Consider the following 23,641-nt stretch of genomic DNA (forward strand, 5'->3'; position numbering starts at 1 on the left):
GACGGTATGAAAGGCTAAATATGCCAGTCAGAGAAACCAGTATCGACAAAGCTTGGGAATTTTCAACTTATTTTTTTCATACCCTGATTAAGCAACACCCAAACCAGCCCTCCGAGTCCATCATCCCCGACCGCTTTTGAATAGCGCCAGCCGCTGCAAGTTCTGGTTGAGTTCGATCGTTCTCTAACACGTTACAAATTGTTCCAAAACGCTACATTTCTACAAATCATAAAGCAAACTTCAGGCTTATGCTTAACATTAACCCACTAGAGTAATACCAATTTTTTATGAAGCTGCATAGAATCCGATCCCCCCTAGCCCCCCTTAATAAGGGGGGGACAAGATTCCGCTCAAAGTCCCCCTTCTTAAGGGGGATTTAGGGGGATCAAGATATGTGCAACTTCACATTAAATTGGTATAACAACGCCCTAGTAAGAGCGCCCCACAACAAAACTCAACTGTTTTCACACCAAAAACCATGATAGAAAAAATTTTAGTAGCCGTCGCCGGTCGCGGCTTGTGCGAAGAGATGTTTAATATGTTGATGGACATCCCTTCCTTGCAACAAAGCTCTGTCACCGTTTTGCACGTCGTGCCGCAGCAAGTAACTTCCGATGGCATGGCCGACAAGTTGGAAGAAGGAGGAAAGATTTTAGCACAAGCAGTGCAGTCTTTGAAAATAGATCCCAGCAAAGTCAATCCGCGGCTGAAACAGGGAGACCCGAAAACCACAGTTTGCCAAGTCGCAGAAGAAGAACAATCCGACTTAGTAATTATGGGTTCGCGGGGATTTGGACGGCTGCAATCGATTTTGGAAAACTCAGTCAGTCAGTACGTTTTCCAGCTAACATCGAGACCGATGTTGTTAGTAAAAGACGACATCTACGTCAAAAAAATTAGGCGCGTCATGGTGGCGCTCGACAAGTCAGAATCTGCCAAACAGTCATTGCAGCTTGCGCTATCTTTGGTTAAAGAAGTGAGTGGCGGGCAGATAATTCTAGTACACGTCACCAAAGATTTGACGGGAAAATACACCGAAGATGTGACAGCAAATGCTGAAAAAGACCCCGTATTGGCTGAGGGAGTAGCACTGGCGAAACAAATGGGAGTTAGCTACCGTTGCGTGAGTGCTACAGGTAAGCCCGGTGAAGCAATTTGTCAGATTGCAGAGGAAGTGAATGCAGATTTGTTGGTCATCGGTTCCCCGGATCGGCGGCCAAACGTTGCTAAAAATTTCCTGGATCTCGATCGACTCCTAGGAAATTCCCTATCAGATTACGTGCGAGTCTACGCCAACTGTCCCGTCTTGCTAGCCCGGACGATCGTCAGCTAAACTCTCAATACTAATAGTTAACAAAAAAGCGCCCCAGCAAAAAACTGTTGGCGCTTTTTTTACAACTAGCTTTCACCAGAAATAAATAGCAGCAGTTGCTACTCTTTTCCGCCTTGACGGCTAGCGGTTTGAATGTACAGAATGATTAGAAAAACACTGGGAACCAATACAAACAGAATGGTTGCCACAAACCCTAAATCGTTAACTTCCATGAAGACCCCCGCCTGTATCGGAAAATAGGAAAATACACACCACTAGGATATCACTCAAAGGCAAAAGGGAAACTGGAATGGAGCAGAAGGTAGCACCAGACAGTTGAATAGGTAAAAAATCCACATTCAAAATCCAAGAATTTTTATTTCCTAATGCCCCATGCCCCATGCCCCATGCCCCATGCCCCATGCCCCATGCCCCATCCCCCATGCCCCATCCCCCATCCCTCCGCTTCACTTCGCCCACCGGCAGTTAAGGCTTAGTCTTGACGCTCACCGGGCCGTTGACCATAGTTTGACAAGCCAACCGATAGTTTTCGGGCTTTTTCTTGAGCTTGCGGTTCTCAAAGTCAGTGCGGGGCGACAGATTTTCACTACCCTCAACAATTTCCACAATGCAGGTGCCACATTGACCGATGCCCCCGCAATTCATCATCTTTCCCGAAAACGTGTATAAGTCGATGCGGTTTTCTAGAGCTTTGAATCTCAAATTGGCTCCGTCTGCTGCGATGACTTCCTGATTTTCCTTCACAAACTTGATATTAGCCATTGCCGATCCTTTAACGCAGTTGACATAGAACTCTATTACAAAATATTAATTGAAATACTCACCGACTATCAGGCGCGGTGATTCTTGACGCTTCGCAGGGTTCTGCTACCGAAATAGTCTGACGATCCCTCTGCGTCCGTTTAGAGTCGTGGCGATTTCCCATCCCGACTTTCTCTATATTTCTAGCCGCATTTTCATCTCTGTCTTGCTCTGTGCCGCAATTCAAACAAAGCACTGAGCGAATAGACAAATCGATTTTACCCCATTTAAAACCACAGTCTGAGCAGACCTGGCTGGTAGGTTCCCATCGACTGATAACCTTGAATTCTCTACCAAACTTTTCAGATTGACGCTCGCACAAAGTTCGGAATTCATACCATCCTTGTTGGCTAATTGCCCTTGAAAGTTTCCGGTTCTTGACCATACCCGATACATTCAAATCTTCCAAAATAATCACTTGGTTTTCGTTGACAATTTTGGTTGACAATTTGTGCAGAAAGTCTTTACGGGTGTCCGCAATTTTATTGTGCAGCTTGGCGATTCTAATCCGAGTTACATTCCTTCTCTTAGAATCTTTGGGTTGGCGGGCTAATTTGCGTTGTAGTTTGCGAACCTTCCGGTCTAGTTTTTTGTAGCTAGGACTTTCGGCTTTTTCGCTGTTGCTCATCACCGCAAAAGTTTTGATTCCTAAATCGATTCCGATGCTGAGGCTTTTAGCCTCAGATGAAATGGGTTGAATTTCTACGACAAAACTCAGGAAATAACGGTTCGCACAATCTTTGACTACTGTGACAGAACTAGGTTCAGATGGCAGTTCTCTTGACCAAATCGGATTCACAATACCAATCTTAGCTAGATAGACACCACCATTTTTCTTGCATGAAAATCCACGAAGAGTAAATCTTGCCGATTGATTGCTAGTTCTTTTCTTGAACTTAGGATATCCGACTTTACGTCCTTTCCTTTTCCCTTTGCAGGAATTGAAAAAGTTCTTAAAAGCAATATCTAAGTCGGCAACGGACTGTTGTAAAGGAACGCATGACACATCTTCCAGCCAAGTTCTTTCCTCAGTTTGTTTTGCCCCGGTTATGACGATTTTTTGTAAATCTGCCGAACTGGGCTTTTTCTCAGACTGTTTGCAAATTGCAAGAGCATCATTCCAGACTACCCGAACACAACCAAATAGCTGAGCGAGGCTCTGCTTTTGTTGGTCGGTTGGATAGATTCTGTAGCGATATCTTGCTTTCATTGTTTACTATTGTTTGATTGTTCTATTTTACCATGTATTGCTGATATAATTGACAGAAATGAAGAGAATTAAAGCCGTCCTATAAGGACGGGGCTTCAGCCCTCCGCTTCGCTCCGCCCAGTTTTTTGGTGAAGTGTCGGATATTTAACAAATGTCTAATTACCTTTTTTGATTCAAGGACACGTGGCCTAGCTATCCCGACAAGGAATAGCCCCAACCCAACTCAACCCAACCCATTTTAGATTTTAGATTTTAGATTTTAGAATTGGGAATGAGTGATGAGTGGGATTGACTGATGCAGATCGTGGCTTGGAGTTGAGGTACAGTGGGCTTTTTTTACCAGAAAGAATTGGTTGAAAGCCGGAACCCTTGTCGGGAGAAATTAAAATCAGACTATTGATTCCTCCAATCCTCTTCCTTCAAGTTACAGGTCGAGGTCGCTGTCAACTGTCAACTGTCAACTGTCAACTGATATCAAGGAGCATCCGAGAGGTTATTAGTGGGAAGATTGCTCACAGCGCGCTGGAGAGACGATAGCCCCAGGTTGTAGTTGACAATTGCCGACAATCGGTTTCTCTCAGCCCTAGTCAAATCTGTTTCCGCCTGAATCACATCAGTCTGAGTGCCTACGCCAGCTTGAAACCGGAGTCTGGCCAGACGCAAAGCTTCCCTCGACTGCAAAACTCCGGCTTCAGAAGTTTCGATATTCTCAAAACTCGACTCCAAACCAAAATAAGCTTGTTCAACTTCTCGGCGCACCTGGTTGCGGATTTGGTCAAATCGACTTTCGGCGATCGAGATATCGGCATCCCGCTGCTTCACCCTCGCCTTCACCGCGCCCCCGTCGAAGAAATTCCAAGTCAAATTGGCTTGTACCGCATACCCACTGGCCCAGCCGCGAGTTGAAAACGGTCTCGTATCGTCAGTAGTTAGCCCTTGAAAGTTGTAGGAACCAGTGACATTAACTTGAGGTAGCCCCCCCGCCCGAATCGATCGCCTTTGTTGCTGGCTGATATTCCTCTGTACTAACTGCTGTTCCAACTCAGGGCGATTCTTAAAAGCCTGCACGATACTCTCTTCCAAAGACAGCCTCCAGGAGCCAGCTTGCTCCACCGGGTCAGCCGCCGTCAAGTTCGCCGACTGACTGATATTCAAAATCTCAGCCAGCCGCCGCTGGGCCACTCGCTGATCGCGACGGGCCACGGACAGTTGCTGCACTTCGTTGGCCACATTTGACTGAGCCTGCAACACAGCAAAGCGGGTTCCCACCCCGGCGCGTTCCAAAGCTTCCGCATCCCGCAAACTTTGCTGGGCATTTCTCACCGAAGCTTGGCGGATAGCAACTTGTCCGTCGGAGTTTTGCAGGTTGTAGTAAGCCTCAGAAGTGTCGAAGCGGAGTTGCTCGGCTTGGCGTTCCAAATCCAGTTCCCGAAAGCGCAACTGTTCCCTAGCCGCGCGGATATTAGCCGTGCGGCGGCCGAAAATGTCTAGATCGTAGCTCAACTGTAAAGTGTTGTTGAGACCGATGGTGCCGAAATTTTGAAACTCGGGAGAATTGGTCGGAAGTTGGCGGCTGACGGGTAAATTTGCATTCTGGCGAAGTCGAGTCTGCACTCCAATCTGTCCGCTGGCGCTGACTTGGCGGGTTGCGGCCATTTGAAAAGTCAGATCTGGAAATAAAGCAGCCTGCTGTTCGCGCACGCCCGATCGATTTTGTTCGACTTGTTTCTGGGCGATTTGCAAAACTTGACTGTTGCGGCGGGCCAGATCGATCGCCTGCTGCAAAGTAATTGACTGAATTTCCTCGATTCTGACATCCTCGGGCTTTGTCGGAAACTGTAGCGGATTCGGGTTGGGTGCTAGGGAAGCCGGGGGCTTGGTGTCTAAAATGCCCTTCGGGGTCAGAGGCGGGAAAGTTTCATTCGGAGTGCCGCGGGGAACTGGTGCTGGCAAATTCGGCACCGGAACATTGTTGGGGTTGCTCGGGACAGGTTTCTGCCGATTGTTTGCCGGTGCTGGTTTTGGAGACTGCGCCAAATACTCCTGCTGCTGGGTTGATGGGGCAGCCGGAGCAGCCTGTTGGGGCTTTGATGCTTGGTCTGACTCGGTTGGGAGAGTTGCTGCCGTAGCTTCCCCAGGTTCCTGAGACTCCGAGGTTGGTGGGTTTTGGGCGATCGACTGTTGTGGATCTTCTGATGTTGGTTCTGAGGCTGTGTTCGAGGTCGATCGAATATTCTGCGCTAATTCGATCGGATTGCTAAGGGGGGAACTGTCCTGAGATTGAGCCGGAGGCTGTGCTGAAGCACTCTGTCCGGCGTTGCTGAAAGTAATTGCAGCGCCCACTCCGACCACCACGATTTGACGAAAAACACGCATAATTTTTTAATTACTTTGCAATTCTAGAGACAATTTTAGATCAAGATTGAAGTCTCAAGTTTCTAGTTTGTGACCTGAACTCGACAGTTACAAGTCATAATTACCGTACTCGTGTTGCTTGTGAAGGCTTGATTCAAAATTTACAATTGAACTTCAGCAGTTGCCAGACCGATCGCCCCCGAGATTAGTTCCTCTACGCCACTTACCGGCCAAATCCGGGTTTTCAGCGATTTTTCGAGCTGTTCTACCGTCATGTCGTCAAGAAAACGAGGTTCCCCCTGTTTTAGCATAACCGAGGGCAGGAGGATACCATCTCCCAAGTCTTTTCCCTGCAAAGCTTCGAGTAAATCTTGCCCGGTGAGCAAACCCGTAACAGTGATAGTTTGTCCCCAGTAGCGGCTGGACAGTGCCACCATGTTGACAGACAAGCCGGGAATTTGGTTTAGTTGTTGTGCGATCGGCAAAAAAGCCTTTTCAACAGCATTTCCCACCACCCAAACCAACCGGCGCGGCCCAATAACTGGCAGCGGTTGCAGCTTAGCAAAAGCCGTTTCAAACTGCCCAATAAACTGCCGAATCGAACCCACACCGTTACCAATTTGGGGATAATCTTCATAATCCGCCGCCGACGGCAAATCCAAACCCGCGATTAAAAACCACTCATCAGCCAGCCAAATACAGCGCGATTTTGAATTTCCCCTTACCACAGGGAAGTTTAAATCTTCTAAATCTTCTAACTCTTCTCCCCCCCTTAGTAAGGGGGGGCTGGGGGGGGTGAATTTTGAACTTTTTTTATTAGCCTTTTTACCGCCTTTCCCTTGACTCAAAACCGCTTGAATTTTCTGCACTTGCGCGATAACTTCCCGCGCTTTTTCCGCAGTTACAGCAATCAATTCATCTTCAGCAGGACGAAAGCGAGTCAAACCCACCGGCACCACAGCCACCGACGCTACAGCCGGGATATTTCCAGTATGAAACTTTGCCAAATCCAACAAAGTGCGTTCCAAATGTTCGCCATCATTAATCCCCGGACAAACCACAACTTGAGCGTGAATTTGCAAGCGGCGCTCTTGAAACCATTTAACTTGTTCTAAAATCTTCCCAGCCCGAAAATTTTTCAACAAGCGAATTCGCACATCCGGTTCCGTAGCGTGCACGGAAACATAAAGAGGAGAAAGTCGCATTTGTTCGATTCGGTTCCATTCTTTTTCAGTCAGATTGGTGAGAGTCAGATAGCTGCCATAAAGAAAGCTGAGGCGGTAGTCATCATCCTTGAGATATAAAGTTTCGCGCTTTCCCGGAGGCTGCTGGTCGATAAAGCAAAAAGGACAGCGGTTGTTGCACTGAATTAATCCGTCGAAGAGGGCGGTTTCAAATTCCACACCCAAGTCTTCGTCATACTCTTTTTCTATTTCCAACTTGTGAGTTTTGCCTTTAGCATCTAAAACTTCTAGTTCCAGAAATTCATCGGCGCACAGGAATTGATAGTCGATCAAGTCGCGGGGTTTTTGGCCGTTGATGGCGACGATGGAGTCTCCGGCATCAAATCCCATTTCCGCGCAGATGCTGTCGGGGATAACTTTGGTAATTAGGGCTGGTCTGGTTGATAATTCGCTCATAAGTTCGCGATGATTTTTTATATTTAATAAATTATTTTTGACAATTTTTGGGAGATTAGGACTTACGCACGGGTGGCGATCGACAACCTGGTTTTTATCCAAATACTTGCTTGAGGCCCTCTATCTCGGTTGAGAACCCGGTTTCTTTGTTTGGAGTGGGTCGATAACTATAGCGGTTCTCAGAAAGATGAGGTATGTTGTTGGGCTTGGGCCCTCTTAGTTGAACTGGTTATACAAGCTGTCAGTCATACCTCATCTTTTTGAGAAAGGCTATATATATTTGAATGTGTAAATATTATTATCACAATTAGCGTCCTTTGTCAACTTTGTTGCCCAGCATCGAGCGTAGTAATTTGTTAGACTTTATATTTTTTTGAGAGTCACGATACCGCTGTCTACAATCTGAATTGTTAGCTCGTAGCCATCCATCAATGACATACCAATAAGTGGATCTGAATCAGCTTCATCAATTGGTATAGTAACTGGCTGACTATCCCAGAGAATAGTTGCTTCATAGATATCAAATATACTCTCACTGCCGTCAGCTAGTATTGCCCGTCCTCGTCTCTGCCAAGGCAATCCTAAAATAACAACCAAATCTGGTGGTAGAGATAGCCAGCCATTAAAACCCGTATCTACAACAGCATCTCGCTCGTATAGTTCACCGTTATTGCTGTAGATGGATATGCGAAGAATTGGTTCATAATCGCCGTTAACTACTCCTGTAATCATTTGGCTTTTTGGATGCGATCGGCACCAAAACGACGCACATAGGTTGAACCAACGCGCACGATCCATATCTGAGCAGTGGGGTACTTTGTTCGGAGTCGGCTACAGGCAACTATCTCGTTACTATCGATCTCCCATGCAGATGTCTCAATATCGATCGCCACAATTTTACCTTTGTTACTCGGCTCAACTTGCGATCGCACTATGCGATCGTATATCTCATCGCCAAGTCGTGCAAACTCTTGCTTGCTATAACGGGGTTTCAGAATAGTCATCGCAGTTCTCTGTGGTTGTCAACTTAATTATACACTTTTAACTTTCAGACGATGTTTACATTTACCAAATCAACTGAATTAGCTTTAATATAATGCTTAATGTTGGGCAACAGCATAAAGCATTATATTTTTTCCATACACTGCCCTGCAATTTGCACGCGAAAAGTTATTCCCGATCGCATTGGCTGCCATCCGAGTTGCATCGCTTGCCGTATCCATTGTGCTACATCAGAGGGTGTTACTGGTATTACTTTGTTGGATCGAAGACAATCTTGAGGGTGAGGTCGATCGGTAATAATAACTAATACCGAACCAGAATTTTCAGCGTGTTCGACAGCAACATGAAGCTTTCCGCAACCGTAGTCTGCTTGCATATTACTAGCTTGTCTGCGGATGAGCCAGATGAAAGGCTCCCCGTCAACAAGGATTTTTCTTGTTCCTTTTTTCGGTATTGACATAGTTTGCTTCAAGCTGGCTTACTTGCGTGATTAAAACGAAAAAACTCAAGCATCTGTTTCTTCAGGAGTTGTGCTGAACCCTTTGATAATTTGACGAATCTCCTCTATCTCAATGTCTTCGCGCTCTGATTTTGAGTAAATGTCCAGTAAAACAATCAGCGTGGTTGATGAAATCCAGTAAATTAGGCGATAACCACCACTCTTACCTTTTTGAGTATCGCTGTTTCTAATCCGCACCTTCATAACTGGGAAGCCAATGTCAGGGATTCTATCTCCCAGAAATTCTCCAACTTGTAATTGTTCAAGCACAGGTTGAATATTGGTTGGAATTTGGCGGTATTTCTTGGCGAGGTTTTTCAGTTTTCGCTGAAATTCAGGTGTGAGACGAATCTCAACAAGGGGAGAATTAGTCAACGTCGATTCCCTCCCACAGTTGAGAAAGGGGTAAGGTTTGTCCGGTTATTGCTTGCTCCCAAGATTGGCGAAAGCTGAGACGTGAAAAATCTGTATCTTCCTCTGTTGTTGCAGCTTGAGTTTCCAGAGAATGGGTGCGTTGAATAATATCGGATAGTGTTTTAAGTAGTTCAAGTTGTTCTGTCAATGACAGTGACTGAGCAAGATCGATCGCTTGTTGAAGTTGTGAAGTCATAGTAAATCCTCCTTGTTTTATTTTACATTAATTTCCCACGATCGCATACCACAAACTCACCATCAAACACAAACTCGCTAAATGCTGAGGCATCAAAGATTTAATCGATCGCTTGGCAATTTTCTGAGTCACAAATATCGTCACCAACAATGACACAATTAAAGTTAGACCTTGCAAGAAACTAATCACCGCCGGATCTCCCACAAAACTCGGCAAATCATCTCTAATTTGTCCGAAAGTCGCAAAAGTTACGGGAATCACTCGCCCGCCTTCCTGCAAACCCAATCGCCAATAGTGAGCCAAACTACCGCCCCAAACTAGAGGTAGATATCCGTAGGCGAGACAGACAAATGAAAGGGGTTTAGTAATTTTAAATGGGATAGTTTCTGCTTTTCCCAATTGGTAAATTGCTTGCATGACTGCATAGGCAAATAACGGAATCATCGGCGGAATAATTAACACCGCGATTGACATTCCTAAATGTGGTAAAAATTGTTCTAAATTGATGCCCAGCCCCAACAAAATATTTATCTCCGGCAAGCGGTGGATATAAATTCCGCCTAATAATAGAAATAATAGTGCAACTTCATAACCGTGGGGAACGTGGGTTGTCCACAATTCAATTCCGGGAGGGCGCAGATTTAATTCTACCGATCGATGCGGACAAGCTTTTAAGCAAGTCATGCACAAGACGCAATCTTTATTATCGGTTAATTGGGCGGGATGGGAATAAACCGGACATCCATTCGTAGTTAATCCTTCCCCAAAACCTTTGCCTCCTTTATAGCAATGGTAGGTGCTGCATTCCGCCGCGCAGGTTCCTTGTTGGGCGCGCAGTTCGATAATTGAGAGTTTAGCAAATAATCCATTCATGCCGCCGATCGGGCATAAATAACGGCACCAAAACCGCCTCTCGAATATCAGCGAAAAAATTACTGCGCCCGCCGTAATTAGCAATAACAAACAACTGGATAAATAGGCGGTATTTTCTAAATTCCACAACTCTTCCCACAGAAATATCAAAGTAAACATTCCGAAGAGAAACCATCCGCCCCATTTTTCGGCTAATTGGCGCGGCCATTTATTGAGAGTTCGTGGGAAAATTTTCAGCGATAGTTTCTGGACGATTTCTCCATAAATCATAAAAGGGCAAAAAGCACACCACAATCTCCCGATGATGGGGAATAATAATAAAATTAACGGCCACCACCAAGCCCAAAAGATATTTAGGGCAAAATTATGCTGTCGATCTTGGGGAGCAACAAACAGGATAGTTACCACTAATGCAAATACCCAAGTGGTAAACCAATAATTCACGCGATCGGGATACCAATCGCTACGTAAAAATTGCCGAAATTTGGGATATATCTTGAATAAATTGAGTCTAAATTTTTGTTGCTTTGCCGCCTGCGCCCAAAAGACTTCTTCTGTTAATACCTGACTTCCTTGTGCTTGAACTAAAGCGCGATCGACCATTCCCTGCAATTCCTGCAAGTTTCCCGGAAAATCGTAGGCTTGCAAGCGGCGAATTGCTTCCGGCGTGACTTGGGGCTTGACTAATTTCTTTTGGCGACAAAAGATGTTGAGATAATAGTTGACTTGTGCTTCTAAATCTTCTTTACGCACCCGCAATGACGGTACTTTAATCTTGTGTTGCGTTAGCTTATCTAGCTGGGGTTGGACGATTTCTGAGATTAAAATTATTCGGGCATTGCTAGAACGCGGTGGCCGCGGTATTTGTCCTTCTCTGACAACTGGTGTATAGGTTCCCTGGCTTAATAGTTGCTGAATTTGGGGGCTTAATTGAGCGGGTAATTCTTGAACGTCATTTAAAATTAACGTCCCTTCTCCCAACCATTCCAACAACCCTGGCTTACCGCCCAAACGCCCGAATAATTCTGCTCCATTGCTCTGAAGCAAGGCACTTTTGATCTGAATAATTGGCTCGTTGCGGCGACTTGAACCGAAATGAATTAAAGCGGCTAAATTATCTTTTTCTAAACCGGGTTCGCCAGAGATTAATACCGATCGCGCGTCACTCGATGCAGTGCGAATTTGTTGCCGCAATTTTACCGCATAACGGCTATTCCCAATGACTCCCCGTTTCGCCTGCGGTACTAGATAGCTGCGGAGGGCATTTTGACGCTCTTTTTCGTAGGCGATTTCTGCTTCTAACTGCTCTAATTTCGCAGCCAAACGTTGGGCGTAGGCTTCGACAATCTGCGGATATCTTTCTAGTAAATTGCGCCAGCGATCGGCACTAATGACCCAAAATTGACATTCTGTACGAGTAATAATTCTACTATCCGCAGCTTGCGATCGCTGGAGTGCCGATAAATTGACGATCGCCCCCGGTAACAAACTACTCCCCCACATTAAACCCGGTTGTTTGCGGCGGTAGCGATCGGCTTGTCCTCTTTCTAGGATGTAGAGATTGGTGACTGGTGTATCTTCGATTACCACTCGAAATCCCGGGGGAAAAGTTGACATGGACATTTCCAGCGCGATCGCCTGTAAGATATCGCGGGATAATATGCCTAATTCCGTGTTCTCTTCGAGCCAGTTAACTAATGTTTCGGTAGACATCGCTTAGCGCCGGCGAAAGCCGAATCGTGGTAGTTGGTGTAGGATATATCATTGTGCTACATCAATCAATATTAACTGCTGGAACTAGCCTTTTGAGTTTTAGTGTGGTGTGAATTTTTTCTCTTCAGTATAGGCGATCGACACTCCCAGTTCTAATATATTTTTTCTACGCATCCTCGGGCAATCTGCACGTGAAAACGTTTCCCCAGTCGCTGAGGTTGCCATCCTAAAACGATCTCGCAAACTCCACTTGCGGCAGCAATATTTTAATAATTCGCCAATGTTCATCAGCATCATTTCGGTGGCGAAAACGGGAAAAAATCAAGCGTTGCAATTTCGGTCAAAGTCGGTAAATCATCCACCGGTAAAGCTGTTGTTTGTAGTTGTCTCTAAGTTATACTGAGGATTGCAGTCATTTACTGTAGAGTTTGAATAAATGCAGGGCAAATTTTTTCGCAAGCCAGAATCAGATAACAGCGATCGCGTCCCCCCGGGTCAATACCTCGCCAACGGCTTTCCCGTTCTGACTTACGGCGATACACCCTCCGTCAGCATTGAGACTTGGGAATTTAAAGTCTGGGGATTGGCAAAACCAAAAACCTTCACTTGGTCTGACTTCCAGGCCATGCCCCAAAGTAACTTTACTGCGGATTTTCACTGCGTCACCCGCTGGTCAAAACTAGACGTGCAGTGGACGGGAGTCAAAGTCACGGATTTTATGAACAGCATAGAAGTCGATCCTAAAGCCCTCCACGTCCTGGAACACTGCTACGGCGACTACACTACTAATATTGCGATCGCCGACTTCCTCCGAGAAGAAAACTTTTTCGCCCACACCGTCTTCGGCGAACCGCTATCCCCCGATCACGGCGGCCCGATGCGGTTGGTAGTTCCGCACCTCTACGCCTGGAAAAGCGCGAAATGGATTAACGGCCTGGAGTTTACAGAAACCGAACAACTCGGTTTTTGGGAACGCAACGGCTACCACCGCAGGGGCGAACCTTGGGCTGAGGAACGCTACAGCGGTCTTTTTTGATGCGATCTGACGATCTATCGCGAATAGGGCTTGCCAAGCGCATCTATATATGGTATTTTCTGATGGAAATCTGCTTTTTGGCAATTTTCAAAGCAGAAAGCCCCTCTCGATCGCATCTTTGGGATCCATCACGGTGCGGGCTCTGTGTTGTTCAACCACAAGACCTAAACCAAACGATCGCACTTTGTAAGTAATTTACCCGAGCGATCGACTACTTTAATTCCCATACGCGAGTCGGAAACAACAAATATTCCTAGTTTCTGGATTAATAGAAAACTTTTATAACTGTTAGATTCCCAGACAGTGACCCTGCCCAAAAACAGGTACCGTCCCACGTGCACGAGCGTCAGGGTACAAGCCAAAATTTTCTACCCGAGTTCAATCTCCCAGATTCAATCGTGCAACTAAATCTAAAATCTAAAATCTAAAATAGACTGACAGTGTTTGTACCTAAGTGTTGGCTGTTAAAGATTTAGACTTGGAAGAAAATTAAAAATTAGGATAAACTCACCGAAATCTATGTTGGGGGTTAGCGCTCGCATGACCGCGAGTGCAAGGTTTATAGCCCTAATTTTTATAATTTTTGGTGTGTATTTTTAGGGAGCGATCGCCCGCTTACCGATTGGCTCGACAGCATTTATAAAGGTATTGTAAAGGCTTGATAAAGAGTTGGTCAAAATTCACATAAAGTGAAAAAAACAAACACAAACTATCAGATAATGAAATTATTAATTAATTATTGCAACACAAGGAATCAGGTCATGAATACCAAACTCTTATCCGCCCTAACAGCTACCGCAGTCGCCACCGCTTTGTTAGGGGCAGGATCTCCAGCCCAAGCCTTCTCCTTTGGTACCAACGGTATCACCTTCGCCAACAATACAGATGTCAAGTTTAACTTCAAAGAGTCTCACGGTGGCTACACTTCCTCTTTGGGAATTTACAGCGTGGGCTCGGTGACATCTCTAGTTAGCACGCTGTTTTCGGAAACTAAATCCTCTGACAATGGCGACCAGAACGAATGGAAAGGATCTTTGGGCAATACAGTCTTGGGTTCGGGAACAGCAGTATTCACATTCCTGGCAAATCAAGTTTACACTTTGGGACTCAACAGCGGCGATGGCGGCACTGTCTACTCGACCTCGGCATTGAACGCTGGCACCCAACAAGCCGTGTTTGGCGGATCCTCGTTGTGGACAGCGCTCGGCAGAGAAACAACAAACGCTTTCCAAGCTGCTGGAAGCTATACAAATGGAACAGCTTCTCTGTCTAACGGAGGCACTCTGATCTCCTTTGACGATCGCGGTGGCGGTAACGACGCAGACTTCCAAGACTTCACCGTCAGCGCAGAAGCAGTTCCCGAACCGATTACCATGACTGGTTTGGCTCTCGGTTTGGGCGGCTTGGTTGCAGCCCGCCGCCGCCGCGCTAGCAAGACAGTTTGATAATTTTTTGAAACGGAACGATCTGTTCAATTACGTTTGACAAAAAAAGCATAAAATTTTCAGGCGCGCTGATGGGAAATCGGCTCGCCTTTTGCTTGAAGAAAGAAGTCATTAGTCAGTAGTCATCAGGAATAAGGAAGAAAGAAGAAGGAAAAGGGAAGAGGATGTTTCGCAGGGAGAATCTCTGTTTTGCATTTGTAGTGCTGTCCCCACTCGCTTGCTTAGGATCGCAAATTAAATAACTTACAATTTTAATTGTTATTGTGGGATGGGCGTCCCGCCCGTCCAAAAAGCACGGGCGGGACGCCCATCCCACAAACTTGTGGAAGTTATTTAATTCTCATTCCTTATAAAACAATACGGTTGACTTAAGAACAATCTGACTTTCAAGAAATGCCTGTATTGCCTAGAAAATCCTGAGATGACATTCGTCAAAAAGCGTTAAGTCAACCGTATTGGCTTATAAAATACGCGATCGGGGACAGCACTAGAATAAAAAATGCTTTTTGCAAAAATTGAGATGCTCCCATCTCCCCATCTCCCCCTTTCCCTCTCTCCCCCTCTCCCACTCTCCCACTCTGGCAGTAGCTTAGGAATGAGAATTAAATAACTTACAATCTTTATTATTCTTGTGGAATGGGCGTCCCGCCCGTCCTTTCTGGACGGGCGGGACGCCCATTCCACAAACTTGTGTAAATTATTTAATTTGCGATCCTTAATTATGCGTCGCTAGCTGAATTTGACGCAGAGTTGTTCGAGGAGTGTAACTTATACAAATTCACGGGTACGGGTTGAGGAATTTTAATCTCCGCTCGATCGCACGCGGCTAGAATCGCCACCACAGCCCTGGTTTTTGTCCGTCGCACCTGTGAAAAGTTCCGGCAGCGTCCAATAACGGACAATCAGATGCAAAGAACCATCGTTAAGACCTGAAATATCTACTTCTGGGGTTGGTTGCGAAAAAACACCTTCGACTTCAGAAATAGCTTTGACCAAGGTTTCAATTGCCAAGGAAGGTTCGGTATCGTAGTCCAAAATTAAAGGCAAGTCAGTTCGCCTGTGTGGCATGGCAGTGAGTACCCGCACTGAATTGGTAAAGACGATCGCATTCGGCACAATCACTCGCTCTCCCTGATAAGTCATAATTTGAGTTGAACGCATCGAAATCTCTTCAACAGTACCTTCAAAGCCTTCTACAACTATCTGGTCGCCTAATTGAAACGGTTCGTGCAACAGCATCAAGATGCCTGCTAAAAAGTTTTTGAAGATATCTTGGAAGGCAAAACTAACAGCTACTGAACCCAATCCTAACAAACCGATGATGTCTCCGGGACGCAAAGCCGGGAAAGCAATGACGCAGGCGATCGAACTGCCAGCCGCCCAAGTGAGGGCAAAGGCTATCTGCACCAAGAGCGATCGCAAGGATAAACTTTTGACAGTCTGTTGAGTAGCTGCCGAGACTGCGAGGCTAACAAACTTTGCTGCCGTGTTCGTCAGCACAATAACTACCACAGCCGCTGCTATTGAAGGCATTGCCTCGATCGCTTGACCCAGCAGATTTAACAAGCTAGTTTGGATTTGTTGAATTATGGCGCCCATTGTTAAATTTGAACTAAAAATTTTTAGGTAAATATATCGATCGCTGGCTAATTTATTATTTTGCCTGACCCTCGTTTATGCTATATTCAACAGACAATGATATCCGAGATGTCATATGTACTGCTGAGTTCATTCCCCGGAAAAACAGAAAGATGAATTTTGATTTGCAGCAACTGATTAAAACCTTCGGCTATTTGGGAATTTGGGCTATTGTGTTCGCAGAATCCGGATTGCTGTTCGGTTTTTTTCTGCCGGGAGACAGCTTGCTATTTGCTGCGGGAATTGTGGCGTCGGGGCCAAACTCTATGAATATTTGGACGCTAATTTTTGGGTGTTTTGTCTGCGCGGTGGCTGGCGATAATGTGGGCTATGCAACTGGACACCGCTGGGGCCGTCGCTTATTTAACAAGGAAGATTCCTGGCTGTTTAAGAAAGAATATTTAGATAAAACCGAAAACTTCTACGAAAAACACGGCCAAAAAGCAGTTGTACTGGCGAGATTTATGCCAATTGTCCGCACTTTTGCACCGATAGTGGCGGGAGTGGCGGCAATGAAATACAAAACTTTTATGTTTTACAACCTGATCGGCGGGTTTGTGTGGACGGTGGGGCTGACTCTACTCGGTTATTTTTTGGGAAAGATGATTCCTCCGGACAAAGTTGACCAATATTTACTGCCGATTGTTGGTGTAATAATTGTACTTTCTTTTGTGCCTTCAGTTATTCATATAATTCAAGAACGCCGCGCTAATAAAAAAGATTGATGGCGAGGAGTGCGAGACTGGTGTGTGTCAAAAAGGTCGATCGGGCACAATATCTATAAATCGGGGAACTTGCAGCGACCTAGGTTAATCTGGTACAACTAACAAAGTTGAATGATTTCTGGGAAATAACATAAATGGTAGCTACATCCGTCAAAATTAAACACGAAGTCAAAGACTTATCCCTCGCCCCGTTGGGCAAGCAACGTATCGAGTGGGCCGGCCGCGAAATGCCGGTATTGCGTCAAATTCAAGAACGCTTCGCTAAAGAAAAGCCCTTCGCAGGCATCCGTATTTCAGCTTGCTGCCATGTCACCACAGAAACAGCTCATTTGGCGATCGCGCTGAAAATGGGCGGTGCAGACGCTGTACTCATCGCTAGCAACCCCTTGAGCACCCAAGATGACGTAGCAGCTTGCCTAGTTGAAGACTACGGCATTTCCGTCTTCGCCCTGAGAGGAGAAGACGCGGCTACCTACGAACGTCACGTTAACACAGCCCTAGATCACCGTCCAAACATCATCATCGATGACGGCAGCGACGTGGTAGCAGCCCTGATCCAGCACCGCCCCAACCAAATTTCCGACTTGATCGGAACTACCGAAGAAACCACCACAGGCATTGTACGTCTGCGGGCGATGTTGAAAGATGGCGTGCTGACTTTCCCAGCCATGAACGTTAACGACGCCGACACCAAGCACTTCTTCGACAACCGTTACGGCACCGGTCAATCCACTCTAGACGGCATTATCCGCGCTACCAACATCTTGTTAGCCGGTAAAAATATTGTAGTTGCAGGCTACGGTTGGTGCGGCAAAGGCACGGCACAACGGGCTCGCGGCATGGGCGCCAACGTAATTGTCACCGAAATCGATCCGATTCGGGCGATCGAAGCAGTGATGGACGGTTTCCGCGTCATGCCAATGGACGAAGCAGCCACCGTCGGAGATATTTTCATCACCGTCACCGGCAACAAACACGTCATTCGTGCCGAACATTTCGACACCATGAAAGACGGCGCAATGGTTTGCAATTCCGGTCACTTCGACATCGAAATTGACCTCAAATCCCTCGGTGCAAAAAGCACTGGCGTGAAGACAGTACGTTCTTTCACTCAAGAATACCGTCTCAATAACGGCAAGTCGATTATTGTCTTGGGCGAAGGCCGTTTGATCAACTTGGCAGCCGCCGAAGGACACCCTAGCGCCGTGATGGATATGAGCTTTGCCAACCAAGCTTTAGCCGCCGAACATCTTGTCACAAACAAAGGCAAACTAGAGCCAGGTATTCACTCAATCCCTGTGGAAGTTGACAGAGAAATCGCGCGTCTCAAATTGGAAGCAATGGGTATTTACATTGATACCTTGACTCCCGATCAAATTGAGTACACCAACTCCTGGACTTCGGGCACTTAATCATAGTATTGAGTTGTAGCGGCAATCCCATTGCTGGCAAGTTAATGTTAAACCGATAGTCTTTCTTGTTTGTGTCGAAGTCTAGATCCCCCCTAACCCCCCTTAATAAGGGGGGAACCGGAATCTTCTCAAAGTCCCCCTTCTTAAGGGGGATTTAGGGGGATCTAGACTCAGGTAAAAACGACATTTCTCAGGGCTTTCAGTCTTAAGTTGTCACCAATGGGCAGAGCCTAGGAACGAGCAAACTACTGACTAATGACTACTGACTACTGACTACCTATTACCAATTATTAAATCAAAATGGTTGAATGGATAACTAACACAATGCAGTCGATGGGCTATCTCGGCATTGCACTGTTGATGTTCTTAGAAAATTTGTTCCCGCCGATCCCCTCAGAATTGATCATGCCGCTGGCAGGATTCACCGCATCGAAGGGCGATATGGACTTAACCCTGGCGATCGCAGCAGGGACAATCGGCACCATTCTCGGAGCACTTCCCTGGTACTATGCCGGCAAATTATTGAGCGAAGAACGCTTGAGAAATTTAGCAGACAAATATGGCAAATGGATTACAGTATCCGGTGCAGATATTGACAAATCAAATAGATGGTTTAACAGACACGGCAACAAAGCCGTATTTTTGTGTCGCCTGGTACCGGGAGTTCGCACTCTGATTTCCCTGCCCGCCGGCATCAACAATATGGCTTTAATCCCGTTTTTAGTCTACTCAACAATCGGCACAATTTTGTGGGTGAGTTTCCTCACTTTTGCCGGATATAAATTAGGTGAAAATTATGCACTTGTAGATGATTACCTCGCTCCCGTTTCCAAAATAGTTGCCGTGACTATTGTCATCGGCTTTATTTTGTGGGTTGTGAAAAAGAATATGCAGAAGGAAAAATATCGCAAATAAAGACATCATCAAAAGAATCTGCGTTTATCTGCGTTCATCTGCTTTGCTGTGCGGTAAAAAATAAAGTCATCCAAATTTTTGGCAATTATTTAGAAAAATTTGAGGTTTAGACAGATAATCGTGGCAAAATAAGGAGAATTGCTATCCGCACTGTTAAGATATGTACGAAAAGATTGTAGCCCCCACAACTGGTTCTAAAATTACATTCAAAGACGGTTCGCCGATCGTCCCCAACGACCCAATTATCCCCTTCATACGCGGTGACGGTACGGGCGTAGACCTCTGGCCAGCATCCCAGAAAGTCATGGATACTGCCGTAGAAAAGGCTTACGGAGGCCAGCGGAAAATCAACTGGTTCAAGATTTACGTAGGCGACGAAGCCTGCGATGTCTACGGTACTTACCAGTATTTACCCCAAGATTCCCTAGATGCCATCAAAGAGTACGGCGTCGCCATCAAAGGCCCGCTGACAACCCCAGTAGGTGGCGGAATTCGATCGCTCAACGTAGCATTGCGCCAAATATTTGACCTCTACGCCTGCGTGCGGCCCTGCAAATATTACGATGGCACCCCATCGCTGCACAAAACTCCCGAACTGCTAGATGTAATTATTTACCGGGAAAATACAGAAGATATATACCTGGGAATTGAATGGAAACAAGGCAGCGAAATCGGTAACAAACTAATTGAATACCTCAACAATGAGTTAATTCCTGCAACGCCAGAACACGGCAAAAAACAAATACGCCTCGATTCTGCGATCGGCATTAAACCAATTAGCAAAAGTGGTTCTCAGCGTTTAGTGCGGCGGGCAATTACCCACGCTTTGCGGTTGCCAAAAGATAAGCAGCAAGTAACCTTGGTGCACAAAGGCAACATCATGAAATACACCGAAGGAGGTTTCCGAGATTGGGGTTACGAGTTGGCAACCACCGAATTTCGTGCTGATTGCGTAACAGAAAGAGAGTCCTGGATTCTCGGCAACAAAGAGCACAATTCCGAGATTAGCTTAGAAGAAAATGCCCGCCAAATAGATCCGGGCTACGATGCTTTGACTCCGGAAAAACAAGCAGTAATTTGTAAAGAAGTTGCCGATGTTCTGTCCGCAATTTGGGAAAGTCACGGTAGCGGAAAGTGGAAAGAAAAAATCATGGTCAATGACCGGATTGCTGACAGTATTTTCCAACAAATTCAAACTCGACCAGCCGAATATTCAATTTTGGCAACCATGAATTTAAACGGCGATTATTTGTCAGATGCTGCCGCAGCAATTGTCGGCGGATTGGGCATGGGCCCCGGTGCGAATATTGGTGATGAATGTGCTGTTTTTGAGGCGACTCACGGTACTGCACCGAAACACGCCGGTCTCGATCGAGTTAATCCCGGTTCCCTGATTTTGTCGGGGGTGATGATGTTAGAATATATGGGATGGCAGGAAGCCGCAGATTTGATTAAGAAGGGTTTGGGCGCGGCAATTTCTAACGGTGAAGTTACCTACGATTTGGCAAGGTTGATGGAGCCGCCTGTACCTGAGTTAAAGTGTTCGGAGTTTGCTGAAGCGATTATTAAGCACTTTGCTGATTAGGTTTGAGGGATTTTTTTGAACGGGCTAGAAGCCCGTTCCACAAAGAAAGAGTGAAGTTGATTGTGGGGTGGGCTTCTAGCCCGCCCAAAACCAGAATATTTGATTGTGGGGTGGGCTTCTAGCCCGCCCAAAACCAGAATATTTGATTGTGGGGTGGGCTTCTAGCCCGCCCAAAACCAGAATATTTGATTGTGGGGCGTTGCTCCTAGCCCGCTACAAAAAGTGCTATTTTTGTATAGCTGGAACAGCCATACCGCGCTCAACGGCGGGACGCTTCTGCAAGTTTTCTACCCAACGTTTGAGGTGGGGATGGTTGTCGAGGGTTAATCCTTGAAATTCGTAAATAGCCACCCACGGATAAGTCGCGATATCCGCGATCGAATATTCGCCGCAAATGTATTCGTATTTTGCTAGTTGAGAATCTAATACTCCGTAGAGGCGCAAGGTTTCTTTTTCGTAGCGTTGAATTGCATAGGGAATTTGTTCGGGTGCAAAACGTCTGAAGTGGTTTAGTTGTCCGAACATTGGCCCGACGCTGGCCATTTGAAACATCAGCCACTCCATGACTTGAAAGTATTTGTGTTTGTCGGTGGGCAGAAATTGGCCTGCTTTTTCGGCTAGATAGATCAGGATGGCGCCTGACTCGAAGACTGTAATGCTGTTATCGCGATCGACTATAGCGGGTATTTTGCTGTTGGGGTTGATGGCGATGAATTCCGGGCTAAATTGGTCGTTTTTGCTGATGTCTATGACGTGCACGTTGTAGGGTAAACCTATTTCTTCGAGCATGATCGAGACTTTGCGGCCGTTCGGTGTGGTAAAAGTGTAGAGGTCGATCATAATTGACAGTTGATAGTTGACAGTTGACAGTTGAGGACAAGGTTTTTAAGACTGGAATTTATACCCTGTTCTAAAAACTTGGGGAATCCTGGGAACCCGGATGGGAAACCCTATTTTTTGGTATGATTATATTATAGTGATTTAAGGCGTATGATTAATAATAATGAATATTCTGGAAATTCTTAAAGATGACTACCGCAGATTTCCTGAAAATCAGACTTACAGCATTTATGCAAAAGATGTTTATTTTGAAGACCCAGTAAATCGATTTACTGGAGTCGATCGCTACCGAAAAATGATCGGGTTTATGGGAACTTTTTTTCAACAGATTAAACTCGACTTGCACGATATTTCTCAGTCTGGAGATACTGTACAAACTCGCTGGACTCTGAGTTGGATCGCGCCTCTACCTTGGAAACCGAAAATGGCGATCGCGGGTAGAAGCGAACTGAAGGTTAACGGCGACGGTTTAATCGTTTCCCACATCGATTACTGGAACTGTTCGCGGTTGGATGTGCTGAAACAACTAATATTTGCGATCGACAAATAACCGCCTGTAAGTAGCCTGTAGGGTGTGCACTGCGAGCGGGTTGAGCTTGTAGGGCGCTCTTTTGGAGGACTGAAGTCCTCACTACAAACTTTCTGCCTGCGATCGGGGTTTTTAACGGATATTCGAGGTTTGAAGTAAGTTTTTTGGTTGAAAACCGCGTTTTGGGCGATCGGGCTATTGACCTTAGCCGATATTTGTGCTACAAATATACTACACAGTAGATCGAGTTAAATATATTTAAACAAAAATGCCCTACGAAAAATTAGAAATATCCACCCCAAAACCAGTATTATCCTGGGCAAATCACGCCCTGGGCGACAAAGAGACCAAGATGGCAACCAATGTAGCATCTTTGCCCTTTGTATTCAAACACGTCGCATTAATGCCCGACGTACATTTAGGAAAAGGAGCTTTAGTCGGTTCAGTAATTGCCACAAAAGAAGCAATTATTCCGGCTGCTGTGGGCGTGGATATTGGTTGCGGGATGATGGCCGTAAAAATGCCATTCAGCGCCAACAAATTAGAAGGCAAACTCAAACAAATTCGCCTCGATATCGAAGCAGCAATTCCCGTCGGATTTGCAGAAAACAAAGAAGTCGAAAAATCTGTCACCAACTGGCAAAGATGGGGCGATTTCAAGGAACTGCATCAAGGAGTCCAGCACCAAGATAATAAAGCTTTAAAACAGTTAGGTTCCCTCGGCGGCGGCAATCATTTTATTGAGGTTTGCGTTGACACCGAAAACTCGGTTTGGCTGATGCTGCACTCTGGTTCGCGCGGTATCGGCAATCTGCTAGCCCAACACCACATCGACACTGCCAAAGACTTAGCTAAACTCGCAGAAATTAGTTTGGCTGACAAAGATTTAGCTTATTTTGTAGCGGGTACGCCGGAGTTTGCTGCTTATTGGCACGATTTGCAGTGGGCACAGGATTATGCGAGTTTTAATCGCGATATCATGATGAATCGGTTTAAGAAAATTGTGGAAAAGCATCTCGCGGGTGGCAAAGTTACGAAGCCGCTGTTGCAGGTGAATTGCCACCACAATTATGCGGAAAAAGAGGTGCATTTTGGGGAAGATGTGTATGTGACTCGCAAAGGTGCTGTGCGCGCGCAAGTTGACGATTTGGGGATTATTCCAGGTTCGATGGGGGCGAAATCTTTTATTGTTAAAGGTAAGGGAAATGTGGAAAGTTACTGTTCTTGTTCTCACGGTGCGGGGCGATTGATGTCTCGCAGTAAGGCGAAGAATGTATTCACTCTCGATGATTTTGTGCGGCAAACTGAGGGGGTTGAGTGTCGAAAAAATGAGGAATTTTTAGATGAAATTCCGGGGGCTTATAAGCCGATTGAGGAGGTGATGAGTCAGCAGTCGGATTTGGTGGAAGTTGTGGCGACTCTGAAGCAGGTAGTTTGTGTCAAGGGTTGATGGGGGAAGTGGGGAGAGATTTTCAGCCTA

22 protein-coding genes are annotated in these 23,641 nt (G+C 45.9%); 9 read left to right on the plus strand and 13 right to left on the minus strand.

The features are described from left to right. The first annotated feature begins 478 nt into the window (after positions 1-478). The gene (locus tag JGK36_RS21160; RefSeq protein ID WP_293183883.1) at positions 479-1,333 is read left to right on the plus strand and encodes a universal stress protein; all 855 of its coding nucleotides are present in this window, start codon (positions 479-481) and stop codon (positions 1,331-1,333) included. Positions 1,334-1,431: 98 nt separating this feature from the next. On the opposite strand, the gene psbM is transcribed toward JGK36_RS21160, so the two are convergent. The 11 genes from psbM to JGK36_RS21215 form a co-directional block, all read right to left on the minus strand. Continuing rightward, the gene (psbM, locus tag JGK36_RS21165) at positions 1,432-1,545 is read right to left on the minus strand and encodes a photosystem II reaction center protein PsbM (RefSeq protein WP_193970859.1); all 114 of its coding nucleotides are present in this window, start codon (positions 1,543-1,545) and stop codon (positions 1,432-1,434) included. 253 nt (positions 1,546-1,798) lie between these two features. Then, positions 1,799-2,095, minus strand: coding sequence for a 2Fe-2S iron-sulfur cluster-binding protein (locus JGK36_RS21170; protein WP_293151570.1), 297 nt, complete (start codon positions 2,093-2,095; stop codon positions 1,799-1,801). Between the two features lie 58 nt (positions 2,096-2,153). Beyond that, the gene (locus tag JGK36_RS21175) at positions 2,154-3,344 is read right to left on the minus strand and encodes an RNA-guided endonuclease TnpB family protein (protein WP_293197925.1); all 1,191 of its coding nucleotides are present in this window, start codon (positions 3,342-3,344) and stop codon (positions 2,154-2,156) included. 474 nt (positions 3,345-3,818) lie between these two features. Next, entirely contained in the window at positions 3,819-5,720 is a 1,902-nt protein-coding gene (locus JGK36_RS21180; protein WP_293197926.1) for a TolC family protein, read from the minus strand. Positions 5,721-5,860: 140 nt separating this feature from the next. Continuing rightward, on the minus strand, positions 5,861-7,339 hold the full coding sequence (locus tag JGK36_RS21185; RefSeq protein ID WP_293197927.1) for a DUF512 domain-containing protein: 1,479 nt from the start codon (positions 7,337-7,339) through the stop codon (positions 5,861-5,863). Positions 7,340-7,702: 363 nt separating this feature from the next. After that, positions 7,703-8,071: a clan AA aspartic protease gene (locus tag JGK36_RS21190; RefSeq protein ID WP_293183893.1), complete on the minus strand. Its 369-nt coding sequence runs from the start codon at positions 8,069-8,071 to the stop codon at positions 7,703-7,705. Then, on the minus strand, positions 8,068-8,343 hold the full coding sequence (locus tag JGK36_RS21195; protein ID WP_293197929.1) for a hypothetical protein: 276 nt from the start codon (positions 8,341-8,343) through the stop codon (positions 8,068-8,070). Before JGK36_RS21195 ends, JGK36_RS21190 begins: the two co-directional genes overlap by 4 nt. Positions 8,344-8,465: 122 nt before the next feature. Continuing rightward, complete coding sequence (locus JGK36_RS21200) at positions 8,466-8,801, minus strand: hypothetical protein (RefSeq protein ID WP_293183897.1); 336 nt, start codon at positions 8,799-8,801, stop codon at positions 8,466-8,468. 45 nt (positions 8,802-8,846) lie between these two features. Next, positions 8,847-9,215, minus strand: a complete 369-nt coding sequence (locus JGK36_RS21205) for a type II toxin-antitoxin system RelE/ParE family toxin (RefSeq protein ID WP_293183899.1) — start codon at positions 9,213-9,215, stop codon at positions 8,847-8,849. Beyond that, positions 9,208-9,450 carry a hypothetical protein gene (locus JGK36_RS21210; protein ID WP_293183901.1) on the minus strand — a complete coding sequence of 81 codons (243 nt, stop codon included), beginning with the start codon at positions 9,448-9,450 and terminating at the stop codon, positions 9,208-9,210. The genes JGK36_RS21205 and JGK36_RS21210 overlap by 8 nt, the downstream gene beginning before the upstream one ends. Before the next feature lie 27 nt (positions 9,451-9,477). After that, positions 9,478-12,036: a sigma 54-interacting transcriptional regulator gene (locus tag JGK36_RS21215; protein ID WP_293197930.1), complete on the minus strand. Its 2,559-nt coding sequence runs from the start codon at positions 12,034-12,036 to the stop codon at positions 9,478-9,480. A 436-nt stretch (positions 12,037-12,472) separates the two neighbouring features. On the opposite strand from JGK36_RS21215, the gene JGK36_RS21220 reads away from it, so the two are divergent. Then, positions 12,473-13,072 (plus strand): sulfite oxidase-like oxidoreductase, encoded by a 600-nt coding sequence (locus JGK36_RS21220; protein ID WP_293190608.1) that lies wholly within the window; start codon positions 12,473-12,475, stop codon positions 13,070-13,072. Between the two features lie 761 nt (positions 13,073-13,833). Then, positions 13,834-14,517, plus strand: a complete 684-nt coding sequence (locus JGK36_RS21225) for a PEP-CTERM sorting domain-containing protein (RefSeq protein ID WP_293183908.1) — start codon at positions 13,834-13,836, stop codon at positions 14,515-14,517. An 801-nt stretch (positions 14,518-15,318) separates the two neighbouring features. On the opposite strand, the gene JGK36_RS21230 is transcribed toward JGK36_RS21225, so the two are convergent. Then, complete coding sequence (locus JGK36_RS21230; RefSeq protein ID WP_293183911.1) at positions 15,319-16,116, minus strand: mechanosensitive ion channel domain-containing protein; 798 nt, start codon at positions 16,114-16,116, stop codon at positions 15,319-15,321. A 77-nt stretch (positions 16,117-16,193) separates the two neighbouring features. Between JGK36_RS21230 and JGK36_RS21235 the strand changes: the two genes are divergently transcribed. The 4 genes from JGK36_RS21235 to JGK36_RS21250 all read left to right on the plus strand — a co-directional run bounded on the left by JGK36_RS21235 (position 16,194) and on the right by JGK36_RS21250 (position 20,792). Then, entirely contained in the window at positions 16,194-16,880 is a 687-nt protein-coding gene (locus tag JGK36_RS21235) for a VTT domain-containing protein (RefSeq protein ID WP_293183914.1), read from the plus strand. Positions 16,881-17,014: 134 nt separating this feature from the next. Beyond that, positions 17,015-18,292, plus strand: a complete 1,278-nt coding sequence (ahcY, locus tag JGK36_RS21240; protein ID WP_293183917.1) for an adenosylhomocysteinase — start codon at positions 17,015-17,017, stop codon at positions 18,290-18,292. A gap of 300 nt (positions 18,293-18,592) precedes the next feature. Further along, complete coding sequence (locus JGK36_RS21245) at positions 18,593-19,207, plus strand: DedA family protein (protein ID WP_293183920.1); 615 nt, start codon at positions 18,593-18,595, stop codon at positions 19,205-19,207. A 160-nt stretch (positions 19,208-19,367) separates the two neighbouring features. Beyond that, positions 19,368-20,792, plus strand: coding sequence for an NADP-dependent isocitrate dehydrogenase (locus JGK36_RS21250; protein ID WP_293183923.1), 1,425 nt, complete (start codon positions 19,368-19,370; stop codon positions 20,790-20,792). Between the two features lie 225 nt (positions 20,793-21,017). Here the strand turns inward: JGK36_RS21250 and JGK36_RS21255 are convergent, their stop codons facing one another. Continuing rightward, entirely contained in the window at positions 21,018-21,632 is a 615-nt protein-coding gene (locus JGK36_RS21255) for a glutathione S-transferase N-terminal domain-containing protein (RefSeq protein WP_293190605.1), read from the minus strand. A 163-nt stretch (positions 21,633-21,795) separates the two neighbouring features. Here JGK36_RS21255 and JGK36_RS21260 point away from each other — a divergent pair, with 163 nt between their 5' ends. Both JGK36_RS21260 and JGK36_RS21265 read left to right on the plus strand, forming a co-directional pair. Next, positions 21,796-22,182, plus strand: coding sequence for a DUF2358 domain-containing protein (locus tag JGK36_RS21260; RefSeq protein ID WP_293190604.1), 387 nt, complete (start codon positions 21,796-21,798; stop codon positions 22,180-22,182). A gap of 247 nt (positions 22,183-22,429) precedes the next feature. Continuing rightward, positions 22,430-23,611, plus strand: a complete 1,182-nt coding sequence (locus JGK36_RS21265) for an RtcB family protein (protein WP_293197933.1) — start codon at positions 22,430-22,432, stop codon at positions 23,609-23,611. The last annotated feature ends 30 nt before the right edge of the window (positions 23,612-23,641 follow it).

It is taken from the genome of Microcoleus sp. PH2017_35_SFW_U_B (genome assembly GCF_020737865.1).
GTDB lineage: Bacteria > Cyanobacteriota > Cyanobacteriia > Cyanobacteriales > Microcoleaceae > Microcoleus.